This is a genomic window from Streptomyces sp. NPDC058620, assembly GCF_042717135.1.
In the GTDB taxonomy this organism is placed as follows: domain Bacteria; phylum Actinomycetota; class Actinomycetes; order Streptomycetales; family Streptomycetaceae; genus Streptomyces.
Genome location: NZ_JBHXQO010000018.1, coordinates 24,685 through 51,033 on the forward strand (window position 1 = coordinate 24,685; position 26,349 = coordinate 51,033).

Annotated in this window: 25 protein-coding genes and 1 pseudogene; 13 read left to right on the top strand and 13 right to left on the bottom strand. The window is 71.6% G+C overall.

Annotation, left to right across the window (positions count from 1 at the left end):
• Positions 1–80: 80 nt before the first annotated feature.
• From ACFWSK_RS18920 to ACFWSK_RS18935, 4 genes are all read right to left on the bottom strand, one after another.
• Positions 81–833, bottom strand: coding sequence for an anti-sigma factor domain-containing protein (locus tag ACFWSK_RS18920; protein WP_383787265.1), 753 nt, complete (start codon positions 831–833; stop codon positions 81–83).
• Positions 830–1,414 (bottom strand): sigma-70 family RNA polymerase sigma factor, encoded by a 585-nt coding sequence (locus ACFWSK_RS18925; protein ID WP_383787268.1) that lies wholly within the window; start codon positions 1,412–1,414, stop codon positions 830–832. The genes ACFWSK_RS18920 and ACFWSK_RS18925 overlap by 4 nt, the downstream gene beginning before the upstream one ends.
• A 68-nt stretch (positions 1,415–1,482) precedes the next feature.
• Positions 1,483–1,983: an ABA4-like family protein gene (locus tag ACFWSK_RS18930; RefSeq protein WP_383787271.1), complete on the bottom strand. Its 501-nt coding sequence runs from the start codon at positions 1,981–1,983 to the stop codon at positions 1,483–1,485.
• A complete protein-coding gene (locus ACFWSK_RS18935; protein WP_383787273.1) occupies positions 1,980–2,900 on the bottom strand; it encodes a hypothetical protein in 921 nt (306 codons plus the stop codon). Before ACFWSK_RS18935 ends, ACFWSK_RS18930 begins: the two co-directional genes overlap by 4 nt.
• Before the next feature lie 169 nt (positions 2,901–3,069).
• On the opposite strand from ACFWSK_RS18935, the gene ACFWSK_RS18940 reads away from it, so the two are divergent.
• Complete coding sequence (locus ACFWSK_RS18940) at positions 3,070–3,714, top strand: MerR family transcriptional regulator (protein WP_383787276.1); 645 nt, start codon at positions 3,070–3,072, stop codon at positions 3,712–3,714.
• A 72-nt stretch (positions 3,715–3,786) separates the two neighbouring features.
• On the opposite strand, the gene ACFWSK_RS18945 is transcribed toward ACFWSK_RS18940, so the two are convergent.
• Entirely contained in the window at positions 3,787–4,629 is an 843-nt protein-coding gene (locus tag ACFWSK_RS18945) for a siderophore-interacting protein (RefSeq protein WP_383787279.1), read from the bottom strand.
• 47 nt (positions 4,630–4,676) lie between these two features.
• On the bottom strand, positions 4,677–5,585 hold the full coding sequence (locus ACFWSK_RS18950; protein ID WP_383787478.1) for a 5'-3' exonuclease H3TH domain-containing protein: 909 nt from the start codon (positions 5,583–5,585) through the stop codon (positions 4,677–4,679).
• Positions 5,586–5,952: 367 nt separating this feature from the next.
• Here ACFWSK_RS18950 and ACFWSK_RS18955 point away from each other — a divergent pair, with 367 nt between their 5' ends.
• The 4 genes from ACFWSK_RS18955 to ACFWSK_RS18970 all read left to right on the top strand — a co-directional run bounded on the left by ACFWSK_RS18955 (position 5,953) and on the right by ACFWSK_RS18970 (position 11,177).
• The gene (locus ACFWSK_RS18955; protein ID WP_383787280.1) at positions 5,953–7,044 is read left to right on the top strand and encodes a glycine betaine/L-proline ABC transporter ATP-binding protein; all 1,092 of its coding nucleotides are present in this window, start codon (positions 5,953–5,955) and stop codon (positions 7,042–7,044) included.
• On the top strand, positions 7,037–9,667 hold the full coding sequence (locus ACFWSK_RS18960) for an ABC transporter permease/substrate binding protein (RefSeq protein ID WP_383787283.1): 2,631 nt from the start codon (positions 7,037–7,039) through the stop codon (positions 9,665–9,667). Before ACFWSK_RS18955 ends, ACFWSK_RS18960 begins: the two co-directional genes overlap by 8 nt.
• A gap of 174 nt (positions 9,668–9,841) precedes the next feature.
• Entirely contained in the window at positions 9,842–10,387 is a 546-nt protein-coding gene (locus ACFWSK_RS18965) for a helix-turn-helix domain-containing protein (protein ID WP_383787285.1), read from the top strand.
• 16 nt (positions 10,388–10,403) lie between these two features.
• Positions 10,404–11,177 (top strand): helical backbone metal receptor, encoded by a 774-nt coding sequence (locus ACFWSK_RS18970; RefSeq protein WP_383787288.1) that lies wholly within the window; start codon positions 10,404–10,406, stop codon positions 11,175–11,177.
• Between the two features lie 4 nt (positions 11,178–11,181).
• Here ACFWSK_RS18970 and ACFWSK_RS18975 read toward each other — a convergent pair.
• Positions 11,182–12,204: pseudogene (locus ACFWSK_RS18975) on the bottom strand (TDT family transporter); the annotation flags it as partial.
• Between the two features lie 70 nt (positions 12,205–12,274).
• On the opposite strand from ACFWSK_RS18975, the gene ACFWSK_RS18980 reads away from it, so the two are divergent.
• Positions 12,275–13,198: a LysR family transcriptional regulator gene (locus ACFWSK_RS18980; protein ID WP_383787291.1), complete on the top strand. Its 924-nt coding sequence runs from the start codon at positions 12,275–12,277 to the stop codon at positions 13,196–13,198.
• A 98-nt stretch (positions 13,199–13,296) separates the two neighbouring features.
• On the opposite strand, the gene eutC is transcribed toward ACFWSK_RS18980, so the two are convergent.
• Genes eutC through ACFWSK_RS18995 form a run of 3 tightly spaced genes read right to left on the bottom strand, consistent with a single transcriptional unit; the run spans position 13,297 to position 16,281 of the window.
• Positions 13,297–14,046 (bottom strand): ethanolamine ammonia-lyase subunit EutC, encoded by a 750-nt coding sequence (gene eutC / locus ACFWSK_RS18985; RefSeq protein WP_383787294.1) that lies wholly within the window; start codon positions 14,044–14,046, stop codon positions 13,297–13,299.
• Positions 14,043–15,443: an ethanolamine ammonia-lyase subunit EutB gene (locus ACFWSK_RS18990; protein ID WP_383787296.1), complete on the bottom strand. Its 1,401-nt coding sequence runs from the start codon at positions 15,441–15,443 to the stop codon at positions 14,043–14,045. The genes eutC and ACFWSK_RS18990 overlap by 4 nt, the downstream gene beginning before the upstream one ends.
• 13 nt (positions 15,444–15,456) lie before the next feature.
• Positions 15,457–16,281 carry a hypothetical protein gene (locus ACFWSK_RS18995; RefSeq protein WP_383787299.1) on the bottom strand — a complete coding sequence of 275 codons (825 nt, stop codon included), beginning with the start codon at positions 16,279–16,281 and terminating at the stop codon, positions 15,457–15,459.
• 156 nt (positions 16,282–16,437) lie between these two features.
• On the opposite strand from ACFWSK_RS18995, the gene ACFWSK_RS19000 reads away from it, so the two are divergent.
• Together ACFWSK_RS19000 and ACFWSK_RS19005 are read left to right on the top strand one after the other, a co-directional pair.
• Positions 16,438–17,508 (top strand): hypothetical protein, encoded by a 1,071-nt coding sequence (locus tag ACFWSK_RS19000; RefSeq protein ID WP_383787302.1) that lies wholly within the window; start codon positions 16,438–16,440, stop codon positions 17,506–17,508.
• Between the two features lie 79 nt (positions 17,509–17,587).
• The gene (locus ACFWSK_RS19005; RefSeq protein ID WP_383787305.1) at positions 17,588–18,610 is read left to right on the top strand and encodes a DUF2510 domain-containing protein; all 1,023 of its coding nucleotides are present in this window, start codon (positions 17,588–17,590) and stop codon (positions 18,608–18,610) included.
• A gap of 32 nt (positions 18,611–18,642) precedes the next feature.
• Here ACFWSK_RS19005 and ACFWSK_RS19010 read toward each other — a convergent pair whose 3' ends face one another.
• Positions 18,643–19,845: an amino acid deaminase/aldolase gene (locus ACFWSK_RS19010; protein ID WP_383787308.1), complete on the bottom strand. Its 1,203-nt coding sequence runs from the start codon at positions 19,843–19,845 to the stop codon at positions 18,643–18,645.
• Positions 19,846–20,545: 700 nt separating this feature from the next.
• Here ACFWSK_RS19010 and ACFWSK_RS19015 point away from each other — a divergent pair.
• Together ACFWSK_RS19015 and mycP are read left to right on the top strand one after the other, a co-directional pair.
• Positions 20,546–21,430, top strand: coding sequence for a hypothetical protein (locus ACFWSK_RS19015; RefSeq protein ID WP_383787311.1), 885 nt, complete (start codon positions 20,546–20,548; stop codon positions 21,428–21,430).
• Positions 21,427–22,623, top strand: coding sequence for a type VII secretion-associated serine protease mycosin (gene mycP / locus ACFWSK_RS19020; protein WP_383787314.1), 1,197 nt, complete (start codon positions 21,427–21,429; stop codon positions 22,621–22,623). Before ACFWSK_RS19015 ends, mycP begins: the two co-directional genes overlap by 4 nt.
• Here the strand turns inward: mycP and ACFWSK_RS19025 are convergent.
• Positions 22,620–23,336 (bottom strand): serine hydrolase, encoded by a 717-nt coding sequence (locus ACFWSK_RS19025; protein ID WP_383787316.1) that lies wholly within the window; start codon positions 23,334–23,336, stop codon positions 22,620–22,622. The two genes, mycP and ACFWSK_RS19025, sit on opposite strands and share 4 nt — an antisense overlap.
• A gap of 291 nt (positions 23,337–23,627) precedes the next feature.
• On the opposite strand from ACFWSK_RS19025, the gene ACFWSK_RS19030 reads away from it, so the two are divergent.
• Positions 23,628–24,356, top strand: coding sequence for an SseB family protein (locus tag ACFWSK_RS19030; protein ID WP_383787319.1), 729 nt, complete (start codon positions 23,628–23,630; stop codon positions 24,354–24,356).
• A gap of 159 nt (positions 24,357–24,515) precedes the next feature.
• On the opposite strand, the gene ACFWSK_RS19035 is transcribed toward ACFWSK_RS19030, so the two are convergent.
• Positions 24,516–24,878, bottom strand: coding sequence for a DUF1844 domain-containing protein (locus tag ACFWSK_RS19035; RefSeq protein WP_185301810.1), 363 nt, complete (start codon positions 24,876–24,878; stop codon positions 24,516–24,518).
• 372 nt (positions 24,879–25,250) lie between these two features.
• Here ACFWSK_RS19035 and infC point away from each other — a divergent pair, with 372 nt between their 5' ends.
• Positions 25,251–25,955 (top strand): translation initiation factor IF-3, encoded by a 705-nt coding sequence (infC, locus tag ACFWSK_RS19040; protein ID WP_383787481.1) that lies wholly within the window; start codon positions 25,251–25,253, stop codon positions 25,953–25,955.
• Positions 25,956–26,079: 124 nt separating this feature from the next.
• On the top strand, positions 26,080–26,274 hold the full coding sequence (gene rpmI / locus ACFWSK_RS19045; protein ID WP_173311612.1) for a 50S ribosomal protein L35: 195 nt from the start codon (positions 26,080–26,082) through the stop codon (positions 26,272–26,274).
• Positions 26,275–26,349: the final 75 nt, after the last annotated feature.

A 26,349-nucleotide genomic window follows, 5' to 3' on the forward strand; every position in this document is an offset into this window, starting at 1 on the left:
ACCCGGTGGCACGGGCGCCACCGGGTCTCCGGACAGAACGGTTCGTCAGCCGCCGGATCTCCCACGGCCTTTCCTCCGGATCAGGCCGGGAGGCTCATCAGGGCCAGCGGCGCGGTGGTCGGCTGCGCGGAGCCGCCGGCGGGTTCGACGGTGATGCCCATCCCGGACGCCCGGTCGACCGGTCCGTCCATCAGCAAGGCGTCACTCGTCGTCGACGGGTCCATCAGCCCCGCGGACCGCATCGTGCCACCGTCGTCGAACCACAGCTGGTACACCCGGCCGGCCGGCGGGCGCTCCATCCCCGACGCCAGGAACACCGCCCGGTTCACGCTCCGTGAGACGACTACGGTGCCCCGCGCACCGCCCTCCAGCGTGCCCGAGCTGGTCTTCGCGTCCGGAGCCGCGAGCACCTGGGCCAGCTGTTCGCTGCGCTGACCGGCACGGTTGGCCTCCTGCCTCGCGTCCTGGGCCACCTGGTTCTGCCAGATCGCGACTCCGCCGAAGGCGGCGGACGCGGCGATGCAGGCGGCGAGCACATAGGTGGTCCGGCGACGCGCCCGGCCCCCGGCCCCGGCGGCGCGGGCGAGCCGGCCGTGGGACGGCGGCTCCTGACGTACCGTCGTGATGTCGCGCAGCACCCTGTCACGCAGTCCGGGCGTCGGCGTCCGGGACACCGCGAGCCCGAGCCGGGCGGCGGTCGCGGACAGTTCCCGTAGCTCCTGGGCGCATGCCTCGCACGCCTCCAGATGCCGTTCGAACTCACGGCGTTCGTCGTCCGGCAGTGCGTGCAGGGCGTAGGCCCCGGTCAGTGTGTGGAGTTCGGCGGTGCTCATGCGTTCACCCCCAGGCAGTCGCGCATCCGGATCAGCCCGTCGCGCAGCCGTGTCTTGATCGTGCCGAGAGGGACGGAGAGCAGCTCCGACACCTCGCGGTAGGTGAGACCCCGGTAGTAGGCCAGGGTCACGGACTGACGTTGCAGTTCGGAGAGGGTCCGCAGACAGCGCCGGACCTGTTCGCGTTCGAGCCGGGTCTCGACCTGCTCCGCCACCTCGTCGAAGTCGGGCGTGCGGTCCAGAAGGGCGGCCTTGTGTTCGCGGGCCGCCGCGGCCTCCACGGAACGGACCCGGTCGACGGCCCTGCGGTGGGCCAGCGTCAGTACCCAGTTCATGGCGCTGCCGCGCGCCGGCTGGAAGCGGGGCGCCGTGCGCCACACCTCCACCAGCACTTCCTGTGCCACTTCCTCCGACTGGGCCGGGTCCCGCAGGACGCTGCGCACCAGACCCAGTACGGGCCCGCAGACCGCGTCGTACACCTTGGCGAAGGCGTTCTGGTCACCACGGGCGACCCTTACCAGGAGCTCCTGGAGATCGGGCCCAGCAGAGGGGGCTCCGCTGATGTGTACGGCTTCTTTCACGCGGGCTTCCTCCAGGACGGCGCATCGGTTCCCTGTTGTGATTCGGAGCCGCCGCCCGTACGGATTGGTCAAGCCCCGGAAATTCTTCCATGCTGCCCGGAATCCGCGAGGCCGTGTACATCAGGGGCCGTCCGGGCGGGGAGCGCCTTCCCGGTCCGGGTCCTGGTCGCGCGCAGGGCCAGGAAGATCAGGAGACCGAACGGCGCGAGCAGGATCGTCAGCACCAGCAGAGGTCCCATCACCAGCGGAGAGACGGCCAGCCGGCGCCCTTCCAGGTACATCCACTGACCCAGCAGCAGATCCCAGGCGATGATCTGCGCCCAGACCGCGCCCGCCCCGTTCGCCAGGGCCGTCAGTTCGCGGAACGTGTCGAGGTCGGGGCTGCGCACCGCCGTCCACAGCTCGGGGAAGACCGGCACCGCCATGGTGACGTAGACGGCCAGCACCGGCAGGACCGTGAGCGGGGAGGCGGCGATGCGCGCGGTGGGCTTCCAGCGCGGCGCGAAGATCATGAGCAGCCAGAAGGGCGCGGCCAGCAGGAACGCGATCTCGAAGAGTGCACCGGTCATGCCATGAGCTCCTTGTCGGCGGGGATGTGCGGATCGTTCTCGGGGCGTACGGGGGCCGGGCGCAGTGCCGCGTACGCCCCGGCGGTGGTGGCGGCAAGGATCAGGGCCGCGGTGGTGAGCGTCGCGCCGTCCGGGTGGATCAGCGGCTGGCCGCGCAGCGCCTGCCAGGTGAGCAGGGCGACGACGGCCGCGTACGCCCCGGAGGCGACGAGCACCAGACGCAGCCGGACCCGTGGGTCGCCCAGCCGGGGAAGGCGAGTCGCCAGTGCGACCAGCACCAGCAGGAGGAGCGGGAGCAGTTGGAGGGCGTGCATCCCGACGAAGTGGGGGATGCGCAGGTCGCCGCCGGTCGTCGACCAGCCGGTGAGGGGCATCGAGGGCCCGCCGTCCGGCACGCCGACCGCGTGGGCACCGACCACGTCGGCGGTGTCGAGGTTGCCCGCGGCCCGCTGTTCGGCCGTCGGCTGGGTCATCAGGAAGCCGAGGCCGGCTCCGGCCAGGGCGATGACGACGCCCGCACGGATCACCCAGGCCGAGGCACGGTCGGCGATCCGGGCGCGCATCAGCAGGATCGCGATGACGAGGGTGCCGGTCCACAGGATGACGATGCTGCCGGCCATCGCGTTGTAGAGGCTCGTGTCGAAGGGGGTGGCGTTGTTGAAGTGGCTCCGTTTTCCGCGGACCACCTGCCAGGTGATGAGTGCCATCTCGGCCAGGCTGGCCACGGCCACCACGGTCCCGGCCCACCAGCCGATGCGACGGCCCCGCGTCAACAGCGTCAGCATCCAGGCGAGCGAGAGTGCGTAGGCCACGAACGAGACGGAGAATTTGAAGGGCTTCGCCCAGATCGCCGAGCCAGCGAGGACCCGGTCGTCGACCAGGATGCCCACTCCGGCGACGAACGCCATCACGGTCATCGCCGCGGCGAAGAGGACTAAGGGACGGTGCCAGGAACGCCAGCACGTCATAGGGATACCCCCGGTGAGGATTGCGGGACACTATGGATAGTGGCACTGTCTGCTATCCGGTAGTGGAACTATCTACTATGGGTTCCGTGGTTGGCAAGGGCGGAAGGAAGAACACGCGGTGCGCATCGGCGAGTTGAGTCGCATGTCCGGGGTCCCGGTACCGACGATCAAGTTCTATGTGCGGGAAGGGCTGCTGTCCCCGGGGAAGTTGACGAGCCCCAATCAAGCGACGTACGACTCCGGGCACGAGCGCAGACTGAAACTGATCCGCGCCCTGCTCGACGTCGGTGGACTCTCGCTCTCCGCGATCGGGGACGTCCTGCGCTCGATCGACGACCCCGGGCAGCCGGTGCACAAGGTGCTGGGTGTCGCGGCGAAGCGGATCGCTCTGCTGGAGGAGGGCGAGCCCGGCCCCGAACTGGAGGCCGCCCGCGAGGACGTGGCCGAACTGCTGGAGCGGCGGGGCTGGAAGGCCGAGGCGGCCAGTCCCGCCGGTGAGACCCTGGCCGCGGTGCTGGTCGCGCTGCGACGGGCCGGGCACGGGGGGTTCGTCGAACTGCTCGACGACTACGCGGCCGCCGCCGAGCCTGTCGCCCGGGCCGACCTCGACTACGTGGGGCGGCGGGTGGCCCGGGAGGACTTGGTGGAGAGCGTGGTCGTCGGCACGGTGCTGGGCGAGGCGATGTTCAGCGCGCTGCGACGGCTCGCGCACGTGGACGCGTCGGCGCGGGCCTTCGGGGGAGACGAGGGGGGAGCGGCCTGAGCTTGCCGCTCCGGGAACGGCTGAACCCCGGTCACCGTCCAGGACGGTGACCGGGGTTCCTGTGTCTGCGTGTTACGCGGCGCTCTCCTGCTCGCGCTCCACCTGCTCGTTCCACTCGCGCTTGACCGCGCGCCAGGCGTCGTCGTTCTGGCCCGCGCGCCAGTAACCGGAGATCGACAGCCGCGAGAGCGGGATCTGCCGCTCCAGACGCAGATGGCGGCGGATCTCCTTCACAAACCCGGCCTCGCCGTGCACGAACGCCTGAACCTCGCCCGCGGGGAAGTCCAGGGCCTTCACCGCAGCCGTCAGAGCCTCGCCGACCGGACGGTCGCCGCGGTGCAGCCAGGTGATGGCGACGCCGTCGGCCGTGACGATCTTCTGCTCCTCCGAGGCGTCCTGCACCTCGACGAAGGCGTGGACCACCGCGCCCGCCGGCATCTGCTCCAAAGTGGCGGCGATCGCCGGCAGGGCGCTCTCGTCACCGGCCAGGAGGTGCCAGTCCGCCGACGCGTCCGGACCGTAGCCCCCGCCGGGGCCCAGGAAGGTCACCTGGTCGCCGGGGGCCGCGCGCATCGCCCACGGACCCGCGAGGCCCTCGTCGCCGTGCACCACGAAGTCGACCGTCATCTCCCGGGCGACCGGGTCCCAGGCGCGCACCGTGTAGGTGCGGGTGGTCGGCCACAGCTCGCGGGGGAACTCCTCGCGAATCGCGGCCATGTCGAAGGGGTGCGCGTAGTCCGCGCCCTCGGGCGCGAAGCACAGCTTGATGTAGTGGTCGGTGAACCCGGAGAGCGCGAAATCGGCGAGACCGTCACCGCCGAGGACCACCCGCACCATGTGCGGAGTGATCTGCTCGGTGCGCAGTACCTGGGCTCCCCGTGCCTTCGGTGCCTGGCGTGCCGGTCGTTCTGCCACGAGGGTCTCCCTGTATCCGAGTACTTAGGCTTACCTAAGTTAGCATCTCAGCTCCGGAGTGTGGAGAGCAGGCGCATCAGGGCACCGCCCAGGCCCCACTGCTCCGCGAGCGCTTCGAGGGCCGCCGGGTCGCGCGGCTCGCGCGGCAGCGCCGGATCGAACGGGGGCAGGGGTACGTCGGCGGCGACCCGTACGACCTTCGGCGCGACCGCCACGTAATCCCGCGCCTCGTACAGACGCTTGCGCTGCGAGGGGGTCAGCCGGGCGGCGGGGTCGTCGACCGCGGCCATGATCCCGGCCAGGTCGCCGAAGGTGTCGAGCAGTTTCGCGGCCGTCTTCTCGCCGATACCGGGGACGCCCGGCAGGCCGTCGCTCGGGTCACCCCGCAGCAGGGCCAGGTCGACATAGCCGGAGCCGTCGACCCCGTACTTCTCGCGCAGCCACGCCTCGTCGGTCACCTGGAGCGAGCCGACGCCCTTCAGCGGGTAGAGCACCCGCACCTCGCGGGCGTCGTCGACCAGCTGATAGAGGTCCCGGTCGCCCGTGACGATGTCCACGGGGCCCGTCGCCAGGCCCGTGAGCGTGCCGATCACGTCGTCCGCCTCGTACGGAGTGACGCCGACCCGGGCGATCCCGAGGGCATCGAGGACATCCTCGATGATCGGGACCTGTGGGGCCAGGGTGTCGGGGGTGTCCTCCTCGTCGGCCACGCCCGCGGGTGTCTCCACCGCCACGCGGTGCGCCTTGTAGGTGGGGATCAGCTCGACGCGCCAGTGCGGTCGCCAGTCGGCGTCCATGCAGGCGACCAGATCGTCGGGCCGGTGGTCCTGCACCAGCCGTCCGATGAAGTCGAGCAGTCCGCGCACGGCGTTGACCGGTGTGCCGTCCGGTGCGCGCACCGAGTCCGGAACGCCGAAATAGGCGCGGTAGTAGAGGGAGGCGGTGTCGAGGAGCATCAGGCGTCGCGTCACACCCCGATGATGCCGCACACCACTGACACGCGTGCCGCACACCACTGACGCGTATGCCGTGCGCCGCTGAGACGCATGCGCGCGCCGCGGATGCGCGCGGTGCTTCCGGTGGCCCGCGCGGCCGGCCCGCGCGGTGATCTGCCGGTGCTGTGCGGTTCCCGGGTGAACCGGGATTAAAAGTGAACTGGGTCACTCTCGTGTTTGGGTTGCGTAAGTGCGGGCAGGCGCGCCACCGGAGCGGACCACGTCGCATTTTCAACCAGTGCGCGTGCAGTGCGGACCGAATCCGCACCGCTCCACGGTCTGCCGGCGGGGGTGGCGGACCGTTTTCGGTTCAACGCGTGAGGTGTATGTGTCAAGGCTGCAAGCTGAGCACCTGTACAAGGTGTTCGGCAGACGACCCGATCAAGCCGTGCAGAAGCTCGAAAGCGGCACCGACCGCGACGAGTTGCGCGCCGACGGAACGACCGCAGCGGTGATCGACGCATCGTTCACCGTGGAACCGGGCCAGATCTTTGTCGTGATGGGTCTGTCCGGGTCCGGCAAGTCCACGTTGCTGCGGATGCTCAACGGACTGCTCGACCCCACAGCCGGACGTGTGCTGTTCGACGGTCAGGACCTGACCGCCCTGAGTCCCCGGGAGCTGCGCAAGGTCCGCTCCACCAAGATCAGTATGGTCTTCCAGCACTTCGCGCTCTTCCCGCACAGGAGCGTCCTGGAGAACGCCGCGTACGGCCTCGAAGTACAGGGTGTGCCGCGCGCAGAGCGTGAGAAGCGCGCCGCCGAGGCGCTGGAGATGACCGGCCTCGCCGGCTGGGAGAAGTCCTGGCCCGACGAGCTGTCCGGCGGTATGCAGCAGCGCGTCGGCCTCGCCCGCGCGCTCGCCACGGACGCGGACCTGCTGCTGATGGACGAGTCCTTCAGTGCGCTGGACCCGCTGATCCGCCGCGACATGCAGAGCCAGCTCCTCGAACTGCAGAAGCGGCTCAAGAAGACCATCGTCTTCATCACCCACGACCTCAACGAGGCCATGCGCCTCGGTGACCGTATCGCCGTGATGCGCGACGGGAAGATCGTTCAGCAGGGCACCGCCGAGGACATCCTCGTCCGTCCCGCCAACGACTACGTCGCCTCGTTCATCCAGGACGTCGACCGCTCGCGCGTGCTCACCGCCGGTTCGATCATGGAGCAGCCCGAGCAGGGCCGCTCAGACGCCGAGCTGCTGGCCGACGCGCCCGCGACGGTGTCCGCCGAGACGCCGATCGCCGAGCTCTTCACCCCGTGTTCCACGAGTGGCGTCGCCGTCGCCGTCACCGACGCTGAGGGCGACGTCATCGGCGTCGTACCCCGCAACCGGCTGCTCGCCGCCCTCGGCGAGGAACCGCAGATCGAGACGGTGCTCCCCGCTCCGCGAGACGTCAAGAAGGTGACCGCCGGTGCCTAGGTTCACCTTCGGCGAATGGGTCGAGAGCGCGGTCGACTGGCTCCAGTCGAACCTCACCTGGATCTTCGACGCCATCAAGGCCGTACTCGGCGGCATGTACGACGGCGTCAACGCGGTACTCAGCGGCGGTGAACCGCTGCTCATGGCGGGCATCTTCGCCGTACTGGCGTTCTGGCTGCGCGGGGTGGTGCCCGCCGCGCTCACCTTCGTGGGCTTCGCCCTGATCGACTCCCTCGCCCTCTGGGACGAGGCGATGGCGACGCTGTCGCTGGTCTTCGTGGCAGCCGTCATCACCATCGTGATCGCGGTTCCCATGGGTATCTGGGCCGCGCGCAACAACAAGGTCAGCGCCACCCTGCGACCGGTGCTCGACGTCATGCAGACGATGCCGGCCTTCGTCTACCTGATCCCCGGCGTCATGTTCTTCGGCGTCGGCGTCACCCCCGGTGTGATCGCCACCATCGTGTTCGCGATGCCGCCCGGCGTACGCATGACCGAGCTCGGCATCCGTCAGGTGGACGGCGAACTCGTCGAGGCGGCCGAGGCGTTCGGCACCACGCCGCGCGACACCCTGACCCGGGTGCAGCTGCCGCTCGCCCTGCCGACGATCATGGCCGGTATCAACCAGGTCATCATGCTGGCGCTGTCGATGGTCGTCATCGGCGGTATGGCCGGCGCCGGCGGTCTCGGCGAGAAGGTGTACGCCGCGATCACCCAGCTCCAGGTCGGCCTGGCCGCCGAGAGCGGTATCGCCGTCGTCATCCTCGCCATGTACCTGGACCGGATGACCGGAGCGCTCAACGAGCGGGTCTCCCCGCTCGGCCGCAGGGCCGCCGCCAAGGCCGCCGCCGGTGCGCGCCGCCTCAAGTTCACGCACTACAAGCCGGGCACCGCCGTCGCGATGGTCGGTGTGGTCGTCCTGGCGCTGGTCGCCGGCGGCCTGAACTTCGCCGGCAGTGGCAAGGACAAGGGCGCTCAGGCCGACGGTACGAACGTCGGCCAGGGCCAGAAGATCAACCTGGGCTACATCCCCTGGGACGAGGGCATCGCCTCCACCTTCCTCTGGAAGGAACTCCTGGAACAGCGCGGCTACACGACGGACATCAAGCAGCTCGACGCCGGTCCGCTCTACTCGGGTGTCGCCCGCGGGGACATCGACTTCCAGACGGACTCCTGGCTGCCGACCACGCACAAGGACTACTGGGACAAGTACAGCGACAAGCTGGACGACCTCGGTTCCTGGTACGGGCCGACCTCGCTGGAGCTGACCGTCCCCTCGTACGTGAAGGGCATCGACTCCCTGGACGACCTCAAGGGTCAGGGCAAGAAGTTCAACGGCAAGATCATCGGCATCGAGGCCAGTGCCGGGATGATGGGCACGCTGAACGAGAAGGTCCTGAAGGAGTACGGCCTGGAGGGCGAGTACAAGGTCGTCTCCTCCAGCACCTCCTCGATGCTGGCCGAGCTGAACGCCTCCATCAAGAAGAAGGAGCCCGTCGTGGTGACCCTGTGGTCGCCGCACTGGGCCTACGGCAAGCACGACCTGAAGAAGCTCAAGGACCCCAAGGGCGCCTGGGGCAAGGGCGAGGACGTCCACACCGTCGCGCACAAGGGCTTCGCCAAGAAGGCTCCCGCCGTCGCCGACTGGCTGAAGAAGTTCAAGCTCACCGAGGAGCAGCTCACCAGCCTGGAGAACGAGATCCAGGCGGCCGGCCAGGGCAAGGAGCAGGACGGCGTCCGCGCCTGGCTCAAGAAGAACCCGGGTCTCGTCGACAAGCTCGCCCCGCTCCCGGCCGGTGCCGGCGGCACGGCGCAGGGCAAGGACGCGGGCAAGACCGTCAACCTGGGCTACTTCCCCTGGGACGAGGCCATCGCCAGCACGTACCTCTGGCAGAACATGCTGGAGGACCGCGGGTACAGCACGACGGTCAAGCAGCTCGACCCGGGCCCGCTGTACACCGGTCTCGCGCAGGGGCAGATGGACGTCCAGTTCGACTCCTGGCTGCCGACCACGCACAAGGACTACTGGGACCGTTACAAGGACGACCTCACCGACCTCGGTTCCTGGTACGGGCCGACCTCGCTGGAACTCTCCGTTCCCTCGTACGTGAAGGGCATCGACTCGCTCGATGACCTCAAGGGTCAGGGCAAGAAGTTCAACGGCAAGATCATCGGCATCGAGTCGAGCGCCGGGATGATGGGCACGCTGAACGAGAAGGTCCTGAAGGAGTACGGCCTGGAGGGCGAGTACGAGGTCGTGTCCTCCAGCACCTCCTCGATGCTGGCCGAGCTCAACCGGTCGATCAAGAAGAAGGAGCCCGTCGTGGTGACCCTGTGGTCGCCGCACTGGGCCTACGGCAAGCACGACCTCAAGAAGCTCAAGGACCCCAAGGGTGCCTGGGGCGAGGGCGAGCAGATCCACACGGTCGCCAAGAAGGACTTCCCCAAGGACTTCCCCGAGCTGACCGGCTGGCTCAAGGATTTCGAGCTCAGTGAGGCCCAGCTCGCCTCGCTCGAGGTGGAGATCCAGAAGGGCGGCGCCGGCAAGGAGAAGGAATCCGCCCGTCGCTGGATGGATGCCAACCCGGATGTGATCGACAAGCTGGCCCCCGTCGGCAGCTGAGACACCGCGCAGACTCGGAAGGGACGGCCCCGGTATCGCACCGGGGTCGTCCCCTTCGGTGTACTCCCGGTCACTCCCCGGTAGCTTTCCTCCATTCGCTTCGGCGCCATACCGCGAACGACATGCGTAGGGTGCTGGCAGCCGGGAGGATGGCCAGGCGGGAGGGAGCCGGACATGGACGACAAGGACACACCGCGGGTAGGTGCCGCGGTCCGCCGACGGCGCAGGAACCTCGGGCTCACGCTGTCCGCGGTCGCCGCGCGCAGTGGGCTGTCCGTGCCCTTTCTCAGCCAGATCGAGAACGAACGGGCCCGGCCGAGCGCCAAGTCCCTGGACCGCGTCGCGGAAGCCCTGGAAACCACGCCCGCCAGGCTGCGCGCCGCCGCAGACTCGGCGCGCGCCGTCGACGTCGTACGGGCCGGCGAGGGCGACGGGGTACGCAGAGTGGTGCGCGGCCGTCATCAGCTCAGCGCCCTGGAGTTCACCGGCGAGCAGGACCTCGGCCGCGAGTTCCAGCACCGCAACGACGAGGTGATGTACGTCGTGGAGGGCGCCGCCGAGGTGGAGGCCGAGGGGCAGGCGTACCGGCTGGACCGCGGCGACACACTGTTCCTCTCCGGTGGCGTGCGCCACCGCTGGCGCGCGACCGTGCCCGGCACCCGGCTGCTCGTCGTCGCGGTGGCCGAACACATCGACGCCACCTTCGACCCCCGCCGCTGAAGGGCGCTGATCGCGCGTGCGCGTCGTCTCCCTCGTCCCCTCGCTCAGCGAAGCCGTCGCCGTCACCGCACCCGGAATGCTGGTGGGTGTCACCGACTGGTGCACCCACCCCGCCGGTCTCACCGCCGCGCGCGTCGGCGGCACGAAGAATCCGGACGTGGCGGCGATCGCCGCGCTGCGCCCCGACCTCGTCCTCGCCAACGAGGAGGAGAACCGGCCCGCGGACCTGGCCGCTCTGCGCGCAGCCGGGCTCGACGTCATGACCACCGGCATCCGCACCCTCGACCAGGCGTTCCAGGAGCTGCGACGGGTCCTGGTCACCGGCTGCGGCCTCGCCGGCCCCCGCTGGCTGGACGAGGCCGAGGCGGCCTGGGCGGCGCTCCCGCAGCCCCCGCCACCGCGCTCCGCGATCGTGCCGGTCTGGCGCCGGCCCTGGATGGTGCTGGGCCGCGACACCTTCGCCGGTGATCTGCTGGCCCGTCTCGGCGTGCGCAACGTCTACGCGGACCACCCGGAGCGCTATCCGCGCATCCCTCTCGACGAGCTCCGGGGAGCCGGCGCGGACCTCGTCGTGCTGCCCGACGAGCCCTACCGCTTCACCGCGGACGACGGCCCCGAAGCCTTTCCCGGACTGCCCGCCGCACTCGTCGACGGGCGTTTCCTCACGTGGTACGGGCCATCACTGGCAGCGGCGCCCGCGGCGCTGCGAGCAGCGCTCCGCCGGCCAGCCCCCGCAGCGTCCGCACAGCGGCCACCGACCAGGCCGCCACCAGGAACACGTACAGAGTGACGGCCAGCCAGGTGAAGGCCGTGAGCCCGGTGTGCCCGGCCAGCCCGGCGGCGCCGGTGACACACGTACCGACCGGGAAGGTGAAGCCCCACCAGGTCATCGTGAACGTCATCCCGCCCCGCGCCGCCCGTACGACCATGGCAGCGGCCAGCGCCAGCCACAGCAGCGCGAACCCCATCACGGGCACCCCGTACAGCACGGCGAACGCGGCGAAGGCGGAGGCGTACGGGGCGCCGACCGCCCCGGGCGCCGCATCGGCCAGCTGATTCACCGCGGTCGTCGACTGCCCCAGCGGACCGAGCACCAGGAACAGCGTGGGGGTCAGGGCCAGGGGCAGGGGCCCGTGGTGCACCAGCCGGCCGAAGACCAGCGGCAGCACCACCAGCGTCGCCAGCAGGGACAGCCCGAACATCGCGTAACAGGCCAGCAGCAGCGTCTCCCGCCACTGCCCGGCGGGCAGCTCGGGCACCAGCAGCGGGCCGAGCGCGGCGGAGACCATGGGCGCCACCAGCGGCAGCAGCCAGACCGGCGAGGCCGTACCGGGGGCGGGACGGTGGCGTACGACCATCAGATACGGGATCACGACCGCGGTGGCGAGCCCGGTCACGGTGCCGAGCGCGAACAGAACCGTGTCCACGGCGACCGCGGCGTCGTGCCCGATCACATCCCGGCCGACCACCATCGTGGCTCCGCCGACCGCGAGCAGCGCCATGGACAGACAGCCGTAGAACGGGGCGACCGCCGGGTCCAGGAGGTGCGTGCGCGCCTGGTCGCGGTGGAGCAGCCAGTGGCCGGCGCGGGCCGCGAGGACGACGGCCAGCAGGACCGCCGAGAGCGCCCACACGACCGTGCAGGCAGCCCGCAGCCAGCCGAGCCCGCCGGGCAGGGCCACCCCCGCACTCGCCACGATCGCGGTGCCCATGACGGTCGCGTACCAGTTGGGGCCGATGTACCGCAGCGCCGGGAGCCGGAGGGCGGCCGGGCGGTACGCGCCGGCGCGGGACTGGGTCTGCGGATAGATGGCCATGACACGATCCTGGTGGCGTACGGCGTCCCCCACCAGGGAGCCCTGCCCTATGAGGTCATAAGCTTCCTTTATGTCCAGCGATCAGCACACCCTCCTGTCCCACCGGGTTCCCGACCTGGGCGCGCTGGAGCTGCTGCTCGCCGTCGCCCGCCACGGCAGCCTCGGGCGCGCGGCGCGCGACGTCGGCATCACCCAGCCCGCCGCTTCCAGCCGCGTCCGCTCGATGGAGCGCCAGCTCGGTGTCGCGCTCCTGGACCGCTCGCCCCGCGGCTCCCGGCTGACCGACGCGGGAGCGCTCGTCACGGACTGGGCCCGCCGGATCGTCGAAGCGGCGGAGGCGTTCGACGCGGGCGCGCAGGCGCTGCGCGACCGGCGCGACTCCCGGCTGCGGGTCGCGGCCAGCATGACCATCGCCGAGTATCTGCTGCCGGGCTGGCTGATCGCACTGCGCGCCGAACGGCCCGGCACGGCGGTGTCGCTGCTCGCGGGGAACTCCGCGGCGGTCGCCCAGCGCCTGCTCGGCGGCGAAGCCGACCTGGGCTTCGTGGAGGGCCTTTCGATACCGGAAGGTCTCGACGGCACGGTCATCGCGCACGACCGGCTCGTCGTCGTGGTCGCCCCGAGCCACGCCTGGGCCCGCCGCCGCACCCCCCTGACCCCCGCCGAACTGGCCGCGACCCCGCTCATCCTGCGCGAGTACGGGTCCGGCACCCGCCAGGTCCTGGACGCCGCGCTCGCCTTCCACGGAGGTCTCGCGCGGCCGCTCCTGGAACTCTCCTCGACCACGGCGGTGAAGGGCGCGGCGGAGAGCGGCGCCGGCCCCTGCGTCCTGAGCGAACTCGCGCTCGGTGAGGAACTGTCGGCCCGCCGCCTCGTCAAGATCCCCATCGCGGGGGTACGGCTCCGGCGCCAGCTCCGCGCCGTCTGGCCCACCGGCCACCGCCCGACAGGCCCGGCCCGCGACCTGCTCTCGCTGACGGGCCGCGAGTCCTGACCGGCGGCAAGCCCTGACATGGGCTCAGCGACGCCGTGCGGGCCGAGGCGGTCGTGCGGGCCGAGGCGGTCCAGCGGGCCCCGGCTCCCCGCACCGGCTCACGGCGCAGGCCCGACGGCCGGCGGCTCGTCCTCTTCCCGAAGCGCCACTCCCGACAGGCCCAGCCGCAGCGACCGCGTCATCAGCGAGGCGAGCGCACGCGCGGCGGCCTCGTAACCGAGACCGTTGGGCGGATGGATGTTGGAGAGGCAGTTGCGCTCGGAGTCCCGGCGGCCGACGCGGGGCGCGTACGTCAGATAGACCCCGAGACTGTCGGCCGCGCTGAGGCCGGGCCGCTCACCGATCAGCACCACGACCAGCCGCGCGCCCACCCGTTCGCCGATCTCGTCCCCGATGGCGACGCGTGCCTGCGACGCCAGGACGACGGAGAGGTCACCGAAGGCCGCGAGACGCGGACGGAGCTGCGCCAGCAGCGGAGCCGCGTGCCGGTGGACCGCCGTCGCCGAGAGCCCGTCCGCCACGACGAGGACGAGCTCGTGGCCACCGGGCTCCGGGAGCAGCGGGAGATCGTCCGGGTGCACCCGCCTGCCCAGATCGGGCCGGCGCAGATACGTGGTGCGGTCCGGGGCCGAACTGCGCACCTCGGTGAGCGGCAGCCCGGCCGCCGCTTCCCGTACCGACCGGAAGTCGACCGGCAGATGGACGGCGTCGCGCGCCTGTGCGTGGGCCAGCTGGAACTCCAGCAGAGGGCGGACCGGGAGCGCGCCGCCGCTGCGACCGAGTCCCACCCGGGCGGGGGTGAACCGGCGAAGCGGGTCCCACAGGTCAGGGCGGGCCTCCTCGCTCATCCGCTTCCCTTCAGCAGCGCGTCGAGACCGGCCGCCAGCGGGCTGTGCGCGACCGGTGCCACGACCCTGCGTTCGTCGTCGAACATGCCCATGCGCTCCATCCACGCCTCGAACTCCGGGGCGGGACGCAGGCCCAGGACCGACCGGACGTACAGGGCGTCGTGGAAGGACGTGCTCTGGTAGTTGAGCATGACGTCGTCCGAGCCCGGCACCCCCATGACGAACGTGCAGCCCGCCACGCCGAGCAGCGTCAGCAGAGTGTCCATGTCGTCCTGATCGGCTTCGGCGTGGTTGGTGTGGCAGACGTCGCAGCCCATCGGCAGGCCGAGCAGCTTCCCGCAGAAGTGGTCCTCCAGTCCGGCCCGGACGATCTGTTTGCCGTCGTAGAGGTATTCGGGGCCGATGAAGCCGACGACGGTGTTCACCAGCAGCGGGCGGAAGTGCCGGGCGACCCCGTACGCCCGGGCTTCGAGCGTCTGCTGGTCGACCCCGTGATGGGCGTCGGAGGAGAGCGCGCTGCCCTGGCCCGTCTCGAAGTACATGAGGTTGTCGCCCACGCAGCCCCGGTTCAGGGAGCGCCCCGCCGCGTGCGCCTCGGTGAGGAGCGCGAGGTCGATGCCGAACGCCCTGTTCGCCGCCTCGGTCCCGGCGACGGACTGGAAGACGAGATCGACGGGCGCCCCGCGTTCGATGGCCCGGATCGTGTTCGTGACATGCGTCAGCACACAGGTCTGGGTGGGGATCGCGTACCGCTGCCTGATGTCGTCCGTCAGCCGCAGCAGTTCGACGGCGGCCGCGACGGAGTCGGTCGCGGGGTTGATGCCGATCACCGCGTCGCCGCAGCCGTACAGCAGCCCGTCGAGGACAGAGGCGGCCACCCCGCGGGGCGCGTCGGTGGGGTGGTTCGGCTGGAGACGGACCGACATCCGGCCCGGCAGGCCGATGGTGTTGCGGAACCGGGTGACCACCGAGCACTTCCGGGCCACCTGTATCAAGTCCTGACCGCGCATCAGCTTGCTGACCGCGGCCGCCATTTCGGGAGTGAGGCCGGGCGCCAGTGCGGACAGGTCCGCCGGGGTGGCCTCGTAGGACAGCAGCCAGTCACGGAACTCGCCCACCGTCATATGGGCGACGGGCGCGAACGCCGCCGTGTCGTGCGTGTCCACGATCAGACGGGTCACCTCATCGGTCTCGTACGGCACGACCGTCTCGTCGAGGAACACGCGCAGCGGGAGATCCGCCAGGACGAGCCGGGCGGCCACCCGCTCCGCGTCGCTCCCGGCCGCGACTCCCGCGAGCTGGTCGCCCGAGCGCACGGGGCTCGCCCTGGCCAGCACCGTCCGCAGGTCGGGGAAGCGGTAGCCGGATACGCCGACCGATGCGGTGTAGCGCGTCACGACACCGCTCCGCTCAGGAGTGCGAGATGGCGTACTGGGTGAAGTCGTCCAGCATCAGGACCCAGCCCTCGTCCCGGAAGATCCGGGTCCCTTCCTCCCGCAGCTCCGGTTGGCTGACGGCTCGCTCCACCCAGGTCAGCGGATCGGGACCGAGGAGCGCGCGGAGCCGGGGGGAGGCCGCCAGAAGATCTTCCAGGAGCGCCGCCTGCTCGGCCTGCGCGGGCCGGGGGAAGCCGTCCGGGCCCGCCAGCACGCCCATCGCGCTGGCGTACAGGTGCACCTCCTTGAGCGTCTCCCCGTGCGGCAGCCGCATGGGGAAGGCGTCGCCCGGCAGCAGGACGCGCTCGTAGAACGGGATCTCGGTCTCGTCGACCGCCTTGAGCTGGTCGTCGTCCAGCCAGGTGACGGCCAGGGTCAGTTCGGAACGCTTGTCGGCGTAGGGCGCGGTCGCCACGTACCCGGCGGGGTAGATGTGCGCGCACATGCCGATCGCGAGCCCGTGGGCCTGTACGGGGACCATCGGAACGGTGCCCGACAGCCCGCGGCTCACCAGCTTGTTGTTCAGCTGCGCGGGCGACGCGTTGGAGCCGACCGACACCGCGGCGTGGCGCTCCCGCAGCGGAGCCGCGCCCCGCGCCGCCAGATGGGCGTCGAGCGGGACCGGGCCCTGTTCGGTGAGGACGTCCCAGGTCTCCACGGGGCCCTGGTTGACCGTCAGCTCCAGCAGGGCACCGTCGTCCAGCAGAGAGGGCGCGTCGATCGGCCGCCCGGGATAGGTGAGCGGCTCCTTCGCCGGTACGGTCGCCAGCCCGAGGGCCTTGAGTGAACGATTCAGCACCTTGTGTCTCCTCACTGACGACGTCCTCCGCCGCTGAGCTTGCCACACCTGACGGTAGGGCGGGCGCCCCGACTTGCGCCACACCGCCGAGGGGGGTGGGCGACCCGGCTAGGATTGGTCCCAGCAGGTCAAGTGTCATACGGGGGAGGACTTTTGATGATGCTGACTCGAGCGGTGATCAGTAGAAGGGGACACCCCCGCTTCCGGACGTCACTGCGCTGGTGGATCGCGGAGCGCACGGTCCTGGGGCTGGTCGGACTGGTGATCGGCGGGCTCGTCCTGCTGTCGGCCCTGATCGCCGTGGGACTCACGGTCACCCTCGACTCCCCGCGCGGCCAGGCCGCGCGACTGGGCGACACCGGACAGCTGACCGATCTGACGTTGCAGTCGCTGCGCGCCTGCGTGGGGACGGACAGCATCAAGGCGCAGGACGGCAACACGGCGCAGGAGTTCCTCTCCACCACGGCTTCGGTGATCGGCGCGGTCGTCCCAGCGACGATGGTGGGCGTCGTCTTCATCAAGATGTTCTCGATGCGGCCCTTCGTCTGGCGCAAGAAGCTGAGTGTCTGTTACGCGCACCAGGCCGACGCCCGTGAGTTCGCCGAGGCGCACCGGGGCCGCGAGGAACGCATCATCGCCGTGCGGTTCTACAACCGGATGGAGAACCTCACCGTCATCGATCTGACGGCCCGGGTCTACCTCTGGTACCTGCGCAAGTCGCCGCACGACGGGACACCGGTCTTCTACAAGCAGCCCCTGCGCGTGCTCGACCAGCAGGGCAATCCGGCCCAGGAGCGCAACTGGTTCGTCATGGACCGGGGCTCTCCCTTCACCGTGTGGGTCCCCGTCGAAGCGGCCGTTCCCACGCTGCCGATCACCGAGATCCAGGGCACGCCCCTGGAGGGCGCCGAGTCCGTGAGAATCCTCGTGCGCCTGACGGGGAAGGCCGGCGGCCTGGGCACGGAGGTCTTCGGCGAGCGCTGGTTCGACCTGGCCGGCGAGGACTTCGAACTCGGCCGGTTCGCACCGCTCAAGCCGCAGGTGGACGCGGACATACGCCAGTGGGAGGGATGGCGGACGTTCGACCACCTGCTCACCTCCGAGGAGCACGGCCAGACACTTCCGGAGCCGGTCAAGGAGGCCGTTCCCACCGTGCGCGCGTTCGGCAGACGCCGGCGCAGACCGTTGTGGACGGCGGCCGCCAGGCCGGTACGGGACGGGAAGTGAGACGGCACCGCCCCGGCCCCGCGAAGACCACCGGACACCGCCTCCGGCGCCCCGGAACCGGGGCCCTAGGCTAAGCCGGATGAGCAACGCGACACCGCCCGGCTGGTATCCGGACGCGGGGATACCCGGCACCGAGCGCTGGTGGGACGGTACGGCGTGGAGTGCGCACACCCGCCCGCTCGGCGCCGTCGCGCAGGGCGGGCACCAGGCGTACGTCTCGCAGGAGTTCGGGGCCCCGCTGCCGCCGCGCCCACGCCCCGGCGGCAGCACCAGGACCATCGTCATGACCCTGACGGGCCTGATCGTCGTCGGCGCGGCCGTCACCGGAGCCGTACTGCTCGGCAAGGACGACGGCGACGCGAAGCCCGGGCCGGCGCCCAGCAGTTCGGCCGCCCCGGCCCCCGCGCACAGCTCGCCCTCCGGCACCGCGCCCTCCGGCACCGCGCCCTCCGGCACCGCGCCCTCCGGCACCGCGCCCTCCGGCACCGCGCCCTCCGGCACCGCGTCCCCCGGTACCGGCCCGTCGGACGACCCGAGGGTACTGGTCGACCAGCTCAACGGGATCACCCTGCCCGTACCGGAGGGCTGGGAGAAGCCGGACAACACCCTGGAGCAGGCGACGACGGTCATGCGCACGGTGCTCTCCTACCGGTGCCCGGGTGACTCGGGAGGCTTCTGCTACCACGGCACGGTCAGCAGCCGTACGGCGAGCTCCACCGATCTCGCCTCCGTCGAGGCCCTGGCCAAGGCGGACATCGAGACAGCGGCGGACAACGCGTACGAGGAGAACTCCCTCGGCAACCGCCTCCACGGCGGCATCAGGTCCCACGAGGAGCTCGCCTCCACGTCGGTCACCGTGGCGGGGCGCACCGGCTACCTCGTGCGCTGGCGGGTCACCACGGGCAAGGGGCCCGGCGGCTACGTGCAGTCCCTGGTCTTCCCCTCGGCCGTGGGCAGCGAGACGCCGGTCATCGTGCGCTTCGCCTTCGACGCGGGCCAGGGCGACCTGCCGCTCTCCCTCATGGACACGATCACCAAGGGCATCCGCCCGATCGGCGACAGCGCGACGAGCGGGGGAGTGGGCAGCTCGATCGCTCCCTGAGCCCTGCCCCCGCGGCACAGGCGCGTCAGAGGTCAGAGGAAGGTCAGGCCCTCACCGCGGTACGTCGGTACGGTCGCCGTGATCCGGTCGCCCTCGATCAGCTGGAGCTCGTCGAAGCGCTCGCACAGTTCACCCGCCTTCGCGTGCCGGAACCACACCTTGTCACCGATCAGCAGATCGTCGGCGGGGGAGCCGAGCAGTGGGGTCTGCACCTCGCCAGGACCTTCCTGCGGGTCGTAGCGCAGTCCCTCCGGCAGATACGGGACGGGCAGCCGGTCACGGCCGGCGGCCCCGGACGCGGGATAGCCGCCACCGAGCACCGTCACCACGCCCACCCCGGGCCGCCGGACCACCGGCTGCGCGAACAGGGCCGCCGGGCGGCCCGTGAACGACGTGTAGTTGTCGAACAGCCGCGGTACGTAGAGCCCCGACCCGGCCGCGATCTCCGTCACCGCCGACTCGGCGGCCGTGTGCTGCACGCTGCCGGTGCCGCCGCCGTTCACGAACTCCACGTCCGGTGTGACCGCGCGCACCGCCCGCACCACCTCGGCCCGCCGCGCCGCCAGCTCCTTGCGGGCCGCCGTCTGCATCAGCCGCACGGCCCGGGAGCGCAGCGGCCGCCCGGCGACCGAGTCGCCGACACCGGCGACATGACCTTCGTACGCCATCAGCCCCACCAGCCGGAAACCGGGCCTGCGCGCCACCGAGCGTGCCAGCTCCGCCAGTTGGGCGGGCGAGCGCAGGGGGGAACGCAGCGCCCCGATCCTGACCCGGCCGCCGAGCAGGCGCAGCGAGGTGTCCAGCTCCAGGCAGACCCGGATCTCCTCCTGCCCGCCGGCCCGCGCGGCATCGATCAGCTCCAGCTGGGACGGGTCGTCGACCATGACGGTCACCGCCCCGGCGAGCTTCGGATCACCTGCCAGCTCCGCGAACGCGGCACGGTCGGCCGACGGATAGGCCAGCAGCACGTCCTCGAAACCGGCCCGGGCCAGCCACAGCGACTCCGCGAGGGTGAACGACATGATCCCCGTGAACCCGGGACGTGCGAGCACCCGCTCCAGGAGGGCCCGGCACCGCACCGACTTGCTCGCCACCCGGACCGGTTTGCCGGCGGCCCGGCTCACCAGGTCGTCCGCGTTGGCGTCGAACGCCTCCAGATCGACGACGGCGAGCGGGGCGTCGAGATGGGCGGTGGCCCGGTTGTAACGGGTCCGGTCAGCGGCGCGGGCAGTCATGGCCGCAGCTTGCCAGACACCCGTACCGCTGGGTAGGGGGACGATCGGGGCAGATGCCCCGAGCCACGGCGTCCGTTCCCAACGGTCACCCGCCAACCCGTAGAGTGACGGTCACGCGCTGACCAACGGGCCCGCCCGTGAGGGCGGTCCGCGGGCGGTACGAGGACGCGAACCAGGGGGCCGGATGAGTACCGAAGCGCGACGCGCTCCCGTGCCACCCCGCCCGGCCACTCCACCCCTCCCGGCCACTCCGCCCCCTCCGGCGACGGCCGGCCACGGCGCGGCGCAGCCGCCCGGGCCCCGGCCGCCCCGGAACCTGCCCGCCCGGCAGGAGCCCCCGATCCCCGCCTCGCCGCCGCAGCGGCAGCCGGAGCCGTCCGCACCCGCTCCCGCACCGCGGCAGGAGCCGTCCTTCCGTGCTCCGCAGCAGCAGCCGTACACCCCCGCTCAGCCGCAGCCGTCCGCTGCCGCACCACAGCAACCCCCCGCCCACCTCCCGCCGAGCCGGCCGGCGAGGCATGCGCCGCCCGGCCAGGCCCCACCCGTTCAGCCTCCGCCCGCGCCCGCCGAAACGACCGCACGCCTGCGGCCGGTCCCTCCGGCGGGCCCGGTCCCTCCGGCGGGCCCGGCAGCCGGACCGCGGCCCGGGGAGCCCGTCGGGCCGCCGCACCCCGTCACGCGGCGCCGCCCTGTCGGCGCCGTGGACCTCTCCGCGGCGCCCGGGTCCGCCCCGGGGCCCCACCCGTACCCGAACCCCTACGTGCCGCCCCGGTACGCCTTCGCCGAGACGCCCGCCGAGACCACCACCCGGCTGCGTCCCGTCCGGCCGCGCCACCCCGCGCGGACCCTGGGCGCCGCCGTCTGTGTCGTGCTCGGGCTCGGCCTGATCGGGGGCGCGGTCACCGGGGCCTGGCTGACCGGTGACTCCTCGGCCGGCCCCGGCGCCCCCACCGCGTACAGCGAGGGCCGCACCGCCTGGCACAGCGTGCCCGTCGGCACCCTCTTCCCGGCCACCCTCAAGGGCGACGGCGCGGGCCCCGGGGCCACGGACCGGGTCTGGACCCGGGTCGCCGTCGCCCCGGACAGCTCCTGCGCCAAGGGCCTCGATCCGCTGCTCCTCAAGACGCTGCGCCCCGTCGGCTGCGCACGCATGGTGCGGGCCACCTACACCGACGCGACCCACAGCAGCCTCGTCACCGTCGGAATGGTCTTCACGGAGGCCGACACCGAGGGGATGCGCGCCCTCAGCACCCGGTTCACCGGCCAGCGCCTCGACGGACGCGCCGACCTGGTGCCGCGTACCTACGCCCCCGAGGGCACCGTCGCCGCCGGGTTTGGCGACCGGCAGCGAGCCAGCTGGACCGTTCACGTCCTGACCGAGGTGCCCGTCGTCGTGTTCGCCGTCTCCGGATTCGCCGACGGACGCCCCGTGCCCGCACCCCAGCCCGCCGCCGAGGCCATGGCCCCGGACGCGACGACCGCCGTCGCCCAGGCAGGGCTAGGCCACGAGGCGAAGGGCGTGGCGGACCGGGTGGAACGCGGCCTGCGCAAGACCGTCACCGAGCTCACGGAGCAGCCGGAATGAGCCGACGACGCCCGCCCGGACGCCGCCGCAGGGCCCTCGCGGCGGTCTGCGCCGCGACCGCGTTCGCCCTGGTCCCCGCCGCGCCCGCGCAAGCCGACGGCATCCGCGACCAGCAGTGGGGCCTGGCCGCGCTCCACACCGACCGGGCCTGGCAGACCACCAAGGGCGAAGGCGTCACGGTCGCCGTCCTGGACACGGGTGTCGACGCCACCCACCCGGACCTCGCAGGCCAGGTCCTGCCAGGCAAGGACCTGATCGGCTTCGGCGCGGAGCGCGGCGACCGGGCCTGGGCCCTGCACGGCACCGCGATGGCCGGGATCATCGCGGGCCGGGGCAGCGGCCCCGGCCGGGGCAACGGCGTCCTCGGCATCGCCCCCGAAGCCAAGATCCTGCCCGGCCGGGTGATCCTGGAGTCCAACGACCCGTCCCGGGCGAAGGCCCGTGAATCACGCGGAACCGCCCTCGCGGAAGGCATCCGCTGGGCCACGGACCACGGCGCGGACGTCATCAACCTCTCCCTCGGCGACGACAGCAAATCCGCCCACCCCGAGCCGAGCGAGGACGCGGCCGTCCAGTACGCGCTGGCCAAGGGCGTCTCGGTCGTCGCGTCGGCCGGCAACAGCGGCGAGAAGGGCGACCACATCTCGTACCCGGCCGCCTACCCCGGGGTGATCGCGGTCGCGGCCGTCGACAAGTACGGCACGCACGCCGCGTTCTCCACCCGCCGCTGGTACGCCACCGTCAGCGCGCCCGGCGTCGACATCGTCGTCGCCAACCCCGACCGCCACTACTACATCGAGTGGGGCACCTCCGCCGCGTCCGCGTTCGTGTCCGGGGCCGTCGCCCTGGTCCGCGCCGCCCACCCGGAGCTGGGCCCCGCCCAGGTCAAGAAGCTCCTCGCGGACACCGCCCGCAACTCCCCGCCGGACGGCCGCGACGACGCCCGGGGCTATGGCCTCGTCGACCCGGCCGCCGCGATCGAGGCCGGTTCACGCACCCGTACCGCGGGGAACCCCGGCTCCGCCGCGACCGGCTACGGCAAGCAGTTCTTCGGCCCCGGCCCCACCCCCCGGCCCGAGGACGACAGCTCGGCGAACTGGCTGGCCCCGACAGCCGGCGGACTCGGTGCGGTGCTGCTGGCCCTGGCCGTCGTCCTGTGGCGCGGCAGGGAAGGCCGGGGCCCCAGGGCCTAGCGGGCGGCGTCGCTGACCGCCCCGACCGCCGCCCCGGCCACCGACTCGACGAGCGCGATGCCCGCCTCTTTCGTGGCGTGCCCGTCGGAGAGCACGGCGACCAGATACGTGCGGCCACCGGCGAGGACCCGGCCGATGCTGTTGATGTCCCACAGCCCCGTCGTGGTGCGCGGCATCCAGCCGTTCTTCAGCGACCAGCCGGTGCCCGCCGCGGACACTCCCCACTGCTGATCCGCCCCGACCTTTCCCATCAGCTCCTGCACGTACGCCCGCGAGCCGGCGGACAGCGCGGAATCCCCGGCCGGGCCGAAGACCGCCCGGAGCAGACGCACCTGGTCGCAGGCCGTGGTCTGTGTCAGCCCCCACGCCCGTGCGGCGGCCGTCGAGGTCAGCTCGAGCCGGGCATTGGCCGCGTCGAGCCCCTCCGCACCGCCGATCACCTGCCACAGCCTGGTCGCCGAGGCGTTGTCGCTGCGCCGGATCATCGCGGCCGCGTATCCGTGCTCGGCGCCGTTCAGCTCACGCCCCTCGTCCTGGGCCAGGAGCAGCAGGGCGGCCAGCACATCGACCTTGACGATGCTCGCGGTGTCGTACGTCCTCGTGTCCCCGTACGCCGCGATCGGCGCACCGCCGTCGCCCAGCACGGCGACGGACAGCGCGGCGTCGCCGATCAGCGGCGCCACCGCCCGTGCCAGCTCCGCGTCGAGATCCACCTCGGCCTCCTCGCTCGCCGCCGCCCCGGCCGGCGGGCTCGAAGCGGACGATACGGACGCGATGGCGACGGGCGCGCGATCCGGTGACCGACCCACCAGGAAGGCGCCCCCGGCGGCCGAACCCGCCAGCGGCACCACGGCCGTCACGGAGGCGGACAGCGCGGAGGGTGGACAGCGCTGAGCGGCGCATTCTGTGGCGGGACATGCTCCGCCCGCCAGGAAGGGGAACTGGCAGCACCCTGTGCCCGACCTGTCGCCAGGATGAGAAAGCGGACCCACTACGCTCGTCATGTGGCGCTCAAGAACATTCCGGACCCCGGTTTCTCCGACGACGACGGCACGGCCGCTCCCGAGCTGACCGCGGCGCTCGCCGCATGGTCGCAGGACCGGAAGGCCGTCGGCCCGGTCCTCGAAGCTCTGCTCGGCGCCCGGCTGCTCGTCCCCGTCGTCGCCGTGCTCGGCGAGGTGGAGGAGGACGAGAACGGGCTGCGCCGCGAGAAGACCAGCGATATGGCGGTCCCCACCCTGCAAGCGGGTGACCGCCGCGCCCTGCCCGCCTTCACCTCGACCGCGGCGCTGGCGCTCTGGGACCCGGAGGCCCGCCCCGTCGCCGTACCCCTGCACCAGGCGCTCCAGGCCGCGGCGCACGAGAAGGCGGACACCGTGGTGCTCGACCTCGCGGGCCCGGTCGCCTTCGAGCTGACCGGATCGGCGCTGCGCGCCCTCGCCGAGAACCGGGTCAGCGCGGACCCGCTCGACGACCCCGCCGTCGTCAGGGCGGTACGGGACGTCGTGGCCGCCGAGCCCGCCGTGGTGCGGGCCCACCTCGGCCCCGGCCCGGCCGACGGCATCGTGGCGGTGGTCCTCGCCCCGGACGCCGTTCCCGCCGAAGCCGCGCAGCGGCTGGCCGGAGCACTGGCGGCCAGTGAGGCGCTGCGGGCCAGGCTGGTGCGCGGCCTCGACCTGGCGCTGCTCCCGGCCGACGCCGTCGCACCGGGCGAGCCCCTGTTCGCACGCTGAACCCCAAACGCGCATGACTGTTCGCACGCTGAACCCGGACGCACACGACGCGAGCCCGCCGCCTGTCACAGGCTGCGGGCTCGCGTCGTCGGGAAGAGGGGGAAGACCGGGAAGACGGGAAGGTCAGAAGGGCCGGAGGGAGGCGGCTGACGGAACGGACTAGCCGTACACCGGGCCCGTGTACTTCTCGCCCGGGCCCTGACCGGGCTCGTCCGGTACGAGCGACGCCTCGCGGAACGCCAGCTGGAGCGACTTCAGGCCGTCGCGCAGCGGGGACGCGTGGAAGGTGCTGATCTCGGTGGTGCTCGCGTCCAGCAGGCCGGCCAGGGCGTGCACCAGCTTGCGGGCCTCGTCCAGGTCCTTGTGGTCGTCGCCGTCCTCGGTGAGGCCGAGCTTCACGGCGGCTGCGCTCATCAGGTTCACGGCGACCGTCACGATCACCTCGACCGCGGGGACCTCCGCGATATCGCGGGCCATGTCGTCGAAGCCGGGGGATTCACTACGGGGGGTCGCGTCACTCATGTCCCACACGATAAGGCCATGCTCAGAGGCCCCCGACTGCGGGAGACGCTCCCCGCCCGCCCCCGGCCCGCGACGCCCGGCGGGTTAGCAGCACCCCGCCGGAGCTGCTAACCTTGTGTAACGACCGGCCGGACACCTATGTGCTCGGCCCACAAGTGGAGGCTCCGATCTCCCACCTGACCGTCCTCCGGGACGGCGGGTCACCGGTCAGGTGGCGCCCATCGTTCCGTACGGACGATGGAGCTGCCCGATGATGCGCCCCGCGGTTGACCGCGGCGGTGTTCCGGTATTTCCAGGAGCCCCGCCTGTGTCCCGTCCGGGGCATTTTTCGTGTCCCGCCACGGTTGGTCTTTCGAAACAGACACTACGCGGCTGTCCGCCAGGCGGTCCGCGTGGTGCAACCGAGGAGGATCCATCAGCGCCGAGCCCCGCATCAACGACCGGATTCGCGTTCCCGAGGTGCGACTTGTCGGTCCCAGCGGCGAGCAGGTCGGGATTGTTCCGCTTGCCAAAGCCCTGGAGCTCGCACAGGAGTATGACCTCGACCTGGTCGAGGTGGCGGCGACAGCCCGCCCCCCCGTGTGCAAGCTCATGGACTACGGAAAGTTCAAGTACGAGTCGGCCATGAAGGCCCGTGAGGCGCGCAAGAACCAGGCGCACACGGTCATCAAGGAAATGAAGCTCCGGCCGAAGATCGACCCGCACGACTATGACACCAAGAAGGGTCACGTCGTTCGGTTCCTCAAGCAGGGTGACAAGGTCAAGATCACGATCATGTTCCGTGGTCGTGAGCAGTCCCGCCCCGAGCTGGGCTTCCGACTGCTCCAGCGTCTCGCTTCGGATGTCGAGGACCTCGGTTTCATCGAGTCCAATCCGAAGCAGGACGGCCGGAACATGATCATGGTTCTGGGCCCGCACAAGAAGAAGACCGAAGCCATGGCCGAGGCCCGTGAGGCCCAGGCCGCCCGTAAGGCGGAGCGTCAGGGTTACGCCCACGACGCCGAGTCCGAGGGCGACGCAGCCGAGGCTCCGGCCGAAGCGGTCGAGGCCCAGGCCGAGACACCTTCCGAGGCGTGACCTCTGGGGGCTGCCATCCAGGCGCCCCCAGGTCCCCGCGGAATATCCCACCAAAGATCTGACGCCCCTGCAGTCCGGTGCCCCGCACCGAGAGGGGCGCCACTGACGAGGAGAGAACGGCGCGATGCCGAAGAACAAGACGCACAGCGGTGCCAGCAAGCGCTTCAAGATCACCGGCTCCGGCAAGGTGCTCCGCGAGAAGGCCGGCAAGCGCCACCTTCTCGAGCACAAGTCGTCCAAGAAGACCCGCTCGCTGTCCGGCACGGTCGTCGTGGCTCCGGCCGACGCCAAGAAGATCAAGAAGCTTCTCGGCAAGTGAGTCGCCGCCCCCGCTGATCCGGGGGCGCGATCTCGATCCGACCGGGACCAATTCGTTTCCGGGCCGTGTGAGTTC

Coding starts and splice junctions, on each gene's coding strand:
- ACFWSK_RS18920 (WP_383787265.1), bottom strand. CDS start 833: ATGAGCACCGCCGAACTCCACACACTGACCGGGGCCTACGCCCTGCAC.
- ACFWSK_RS18930 (WP_383787271.1), bottom strand. CDS start 1,983: ATGACCGGTGCACTCTTCGAGATCGCGTTCCTGCTGGCCGCGCCCTTC.
- ACFWSK_RS18935 (WP_383787273.1), bottom strand. CDS start 2,900: ATGACCGTGATGGCGTTCGTCGCCGGAGTGGGCATCCTGGTCGACGAC.
- ACFWSK_RS18950 (WP_383787478.1), bottom strand. CDS start 5,585: ATGCTCCTCGACACCGCCTCCCTCTACTACCGCGCCTATTTCGGCGTT.
- ACFWSK_RS18965 (WP_383787285.1), top strand. CDS start 9,842: ATGGACGACAAGGACACACCGCGGGTAGGTGCCGCGGTCCGCCGACGG.
- ACFWSK_RS18980 (WP_383787291.1), top strand. CDS start 12,275: ATGTCCAGCGATCAGCACACCCTCCTGTCCCACCGGGTTCCCGACCTG.
- eutC (WP_383787294.1), bottom strand. CDS start 14,046: ATGAGCGAGGAGGCCCGCCCTGACCTGTGGGACCCGCTTCGCCGGTTC.
- ACFWSK_RS19000 (WP_383787302.1), top strand. CDS start 16,438: ATGATGCTGACTCGAGCGGTGATCAGTAGAAGGGGACACCCCCGCTTC.
- ACFWSK_RS19005 (WP_383787305.1), top strand. CDS start 17,588: ATGAGCAACGCGACACCGCCCGGCTGGTATCCGGACGCGGGGATACCC.
- ACFWSK_RS19010 (WP_383787308.1), bottom strand. CDS start 19,845: ATGACTGCCCGCGCCGCTGACCGGACCCGTTACAACCGGGCCACCGCC.
- mycP (WP_383787314.1), top strand. CDS start 21,427: ATGAGCCGACGACGCCCGCCCGGACGCCGCCGCAGGGCCCTCGCGGCG.
- ACFWSK_RS19035 (WP_185301810.1), bottom strand. CDS start 24,878: ATGAGTGACGCGACCCCCCGTAGTGAATCCCCCGGCTTCGACGACATG.
- rpmI (WP_173311612.1), top strand. CDS start 26,080: ATGCCGAAGAACAAGACGCACAGCGGTGCCAGCAAGCGCTTCAAGATC.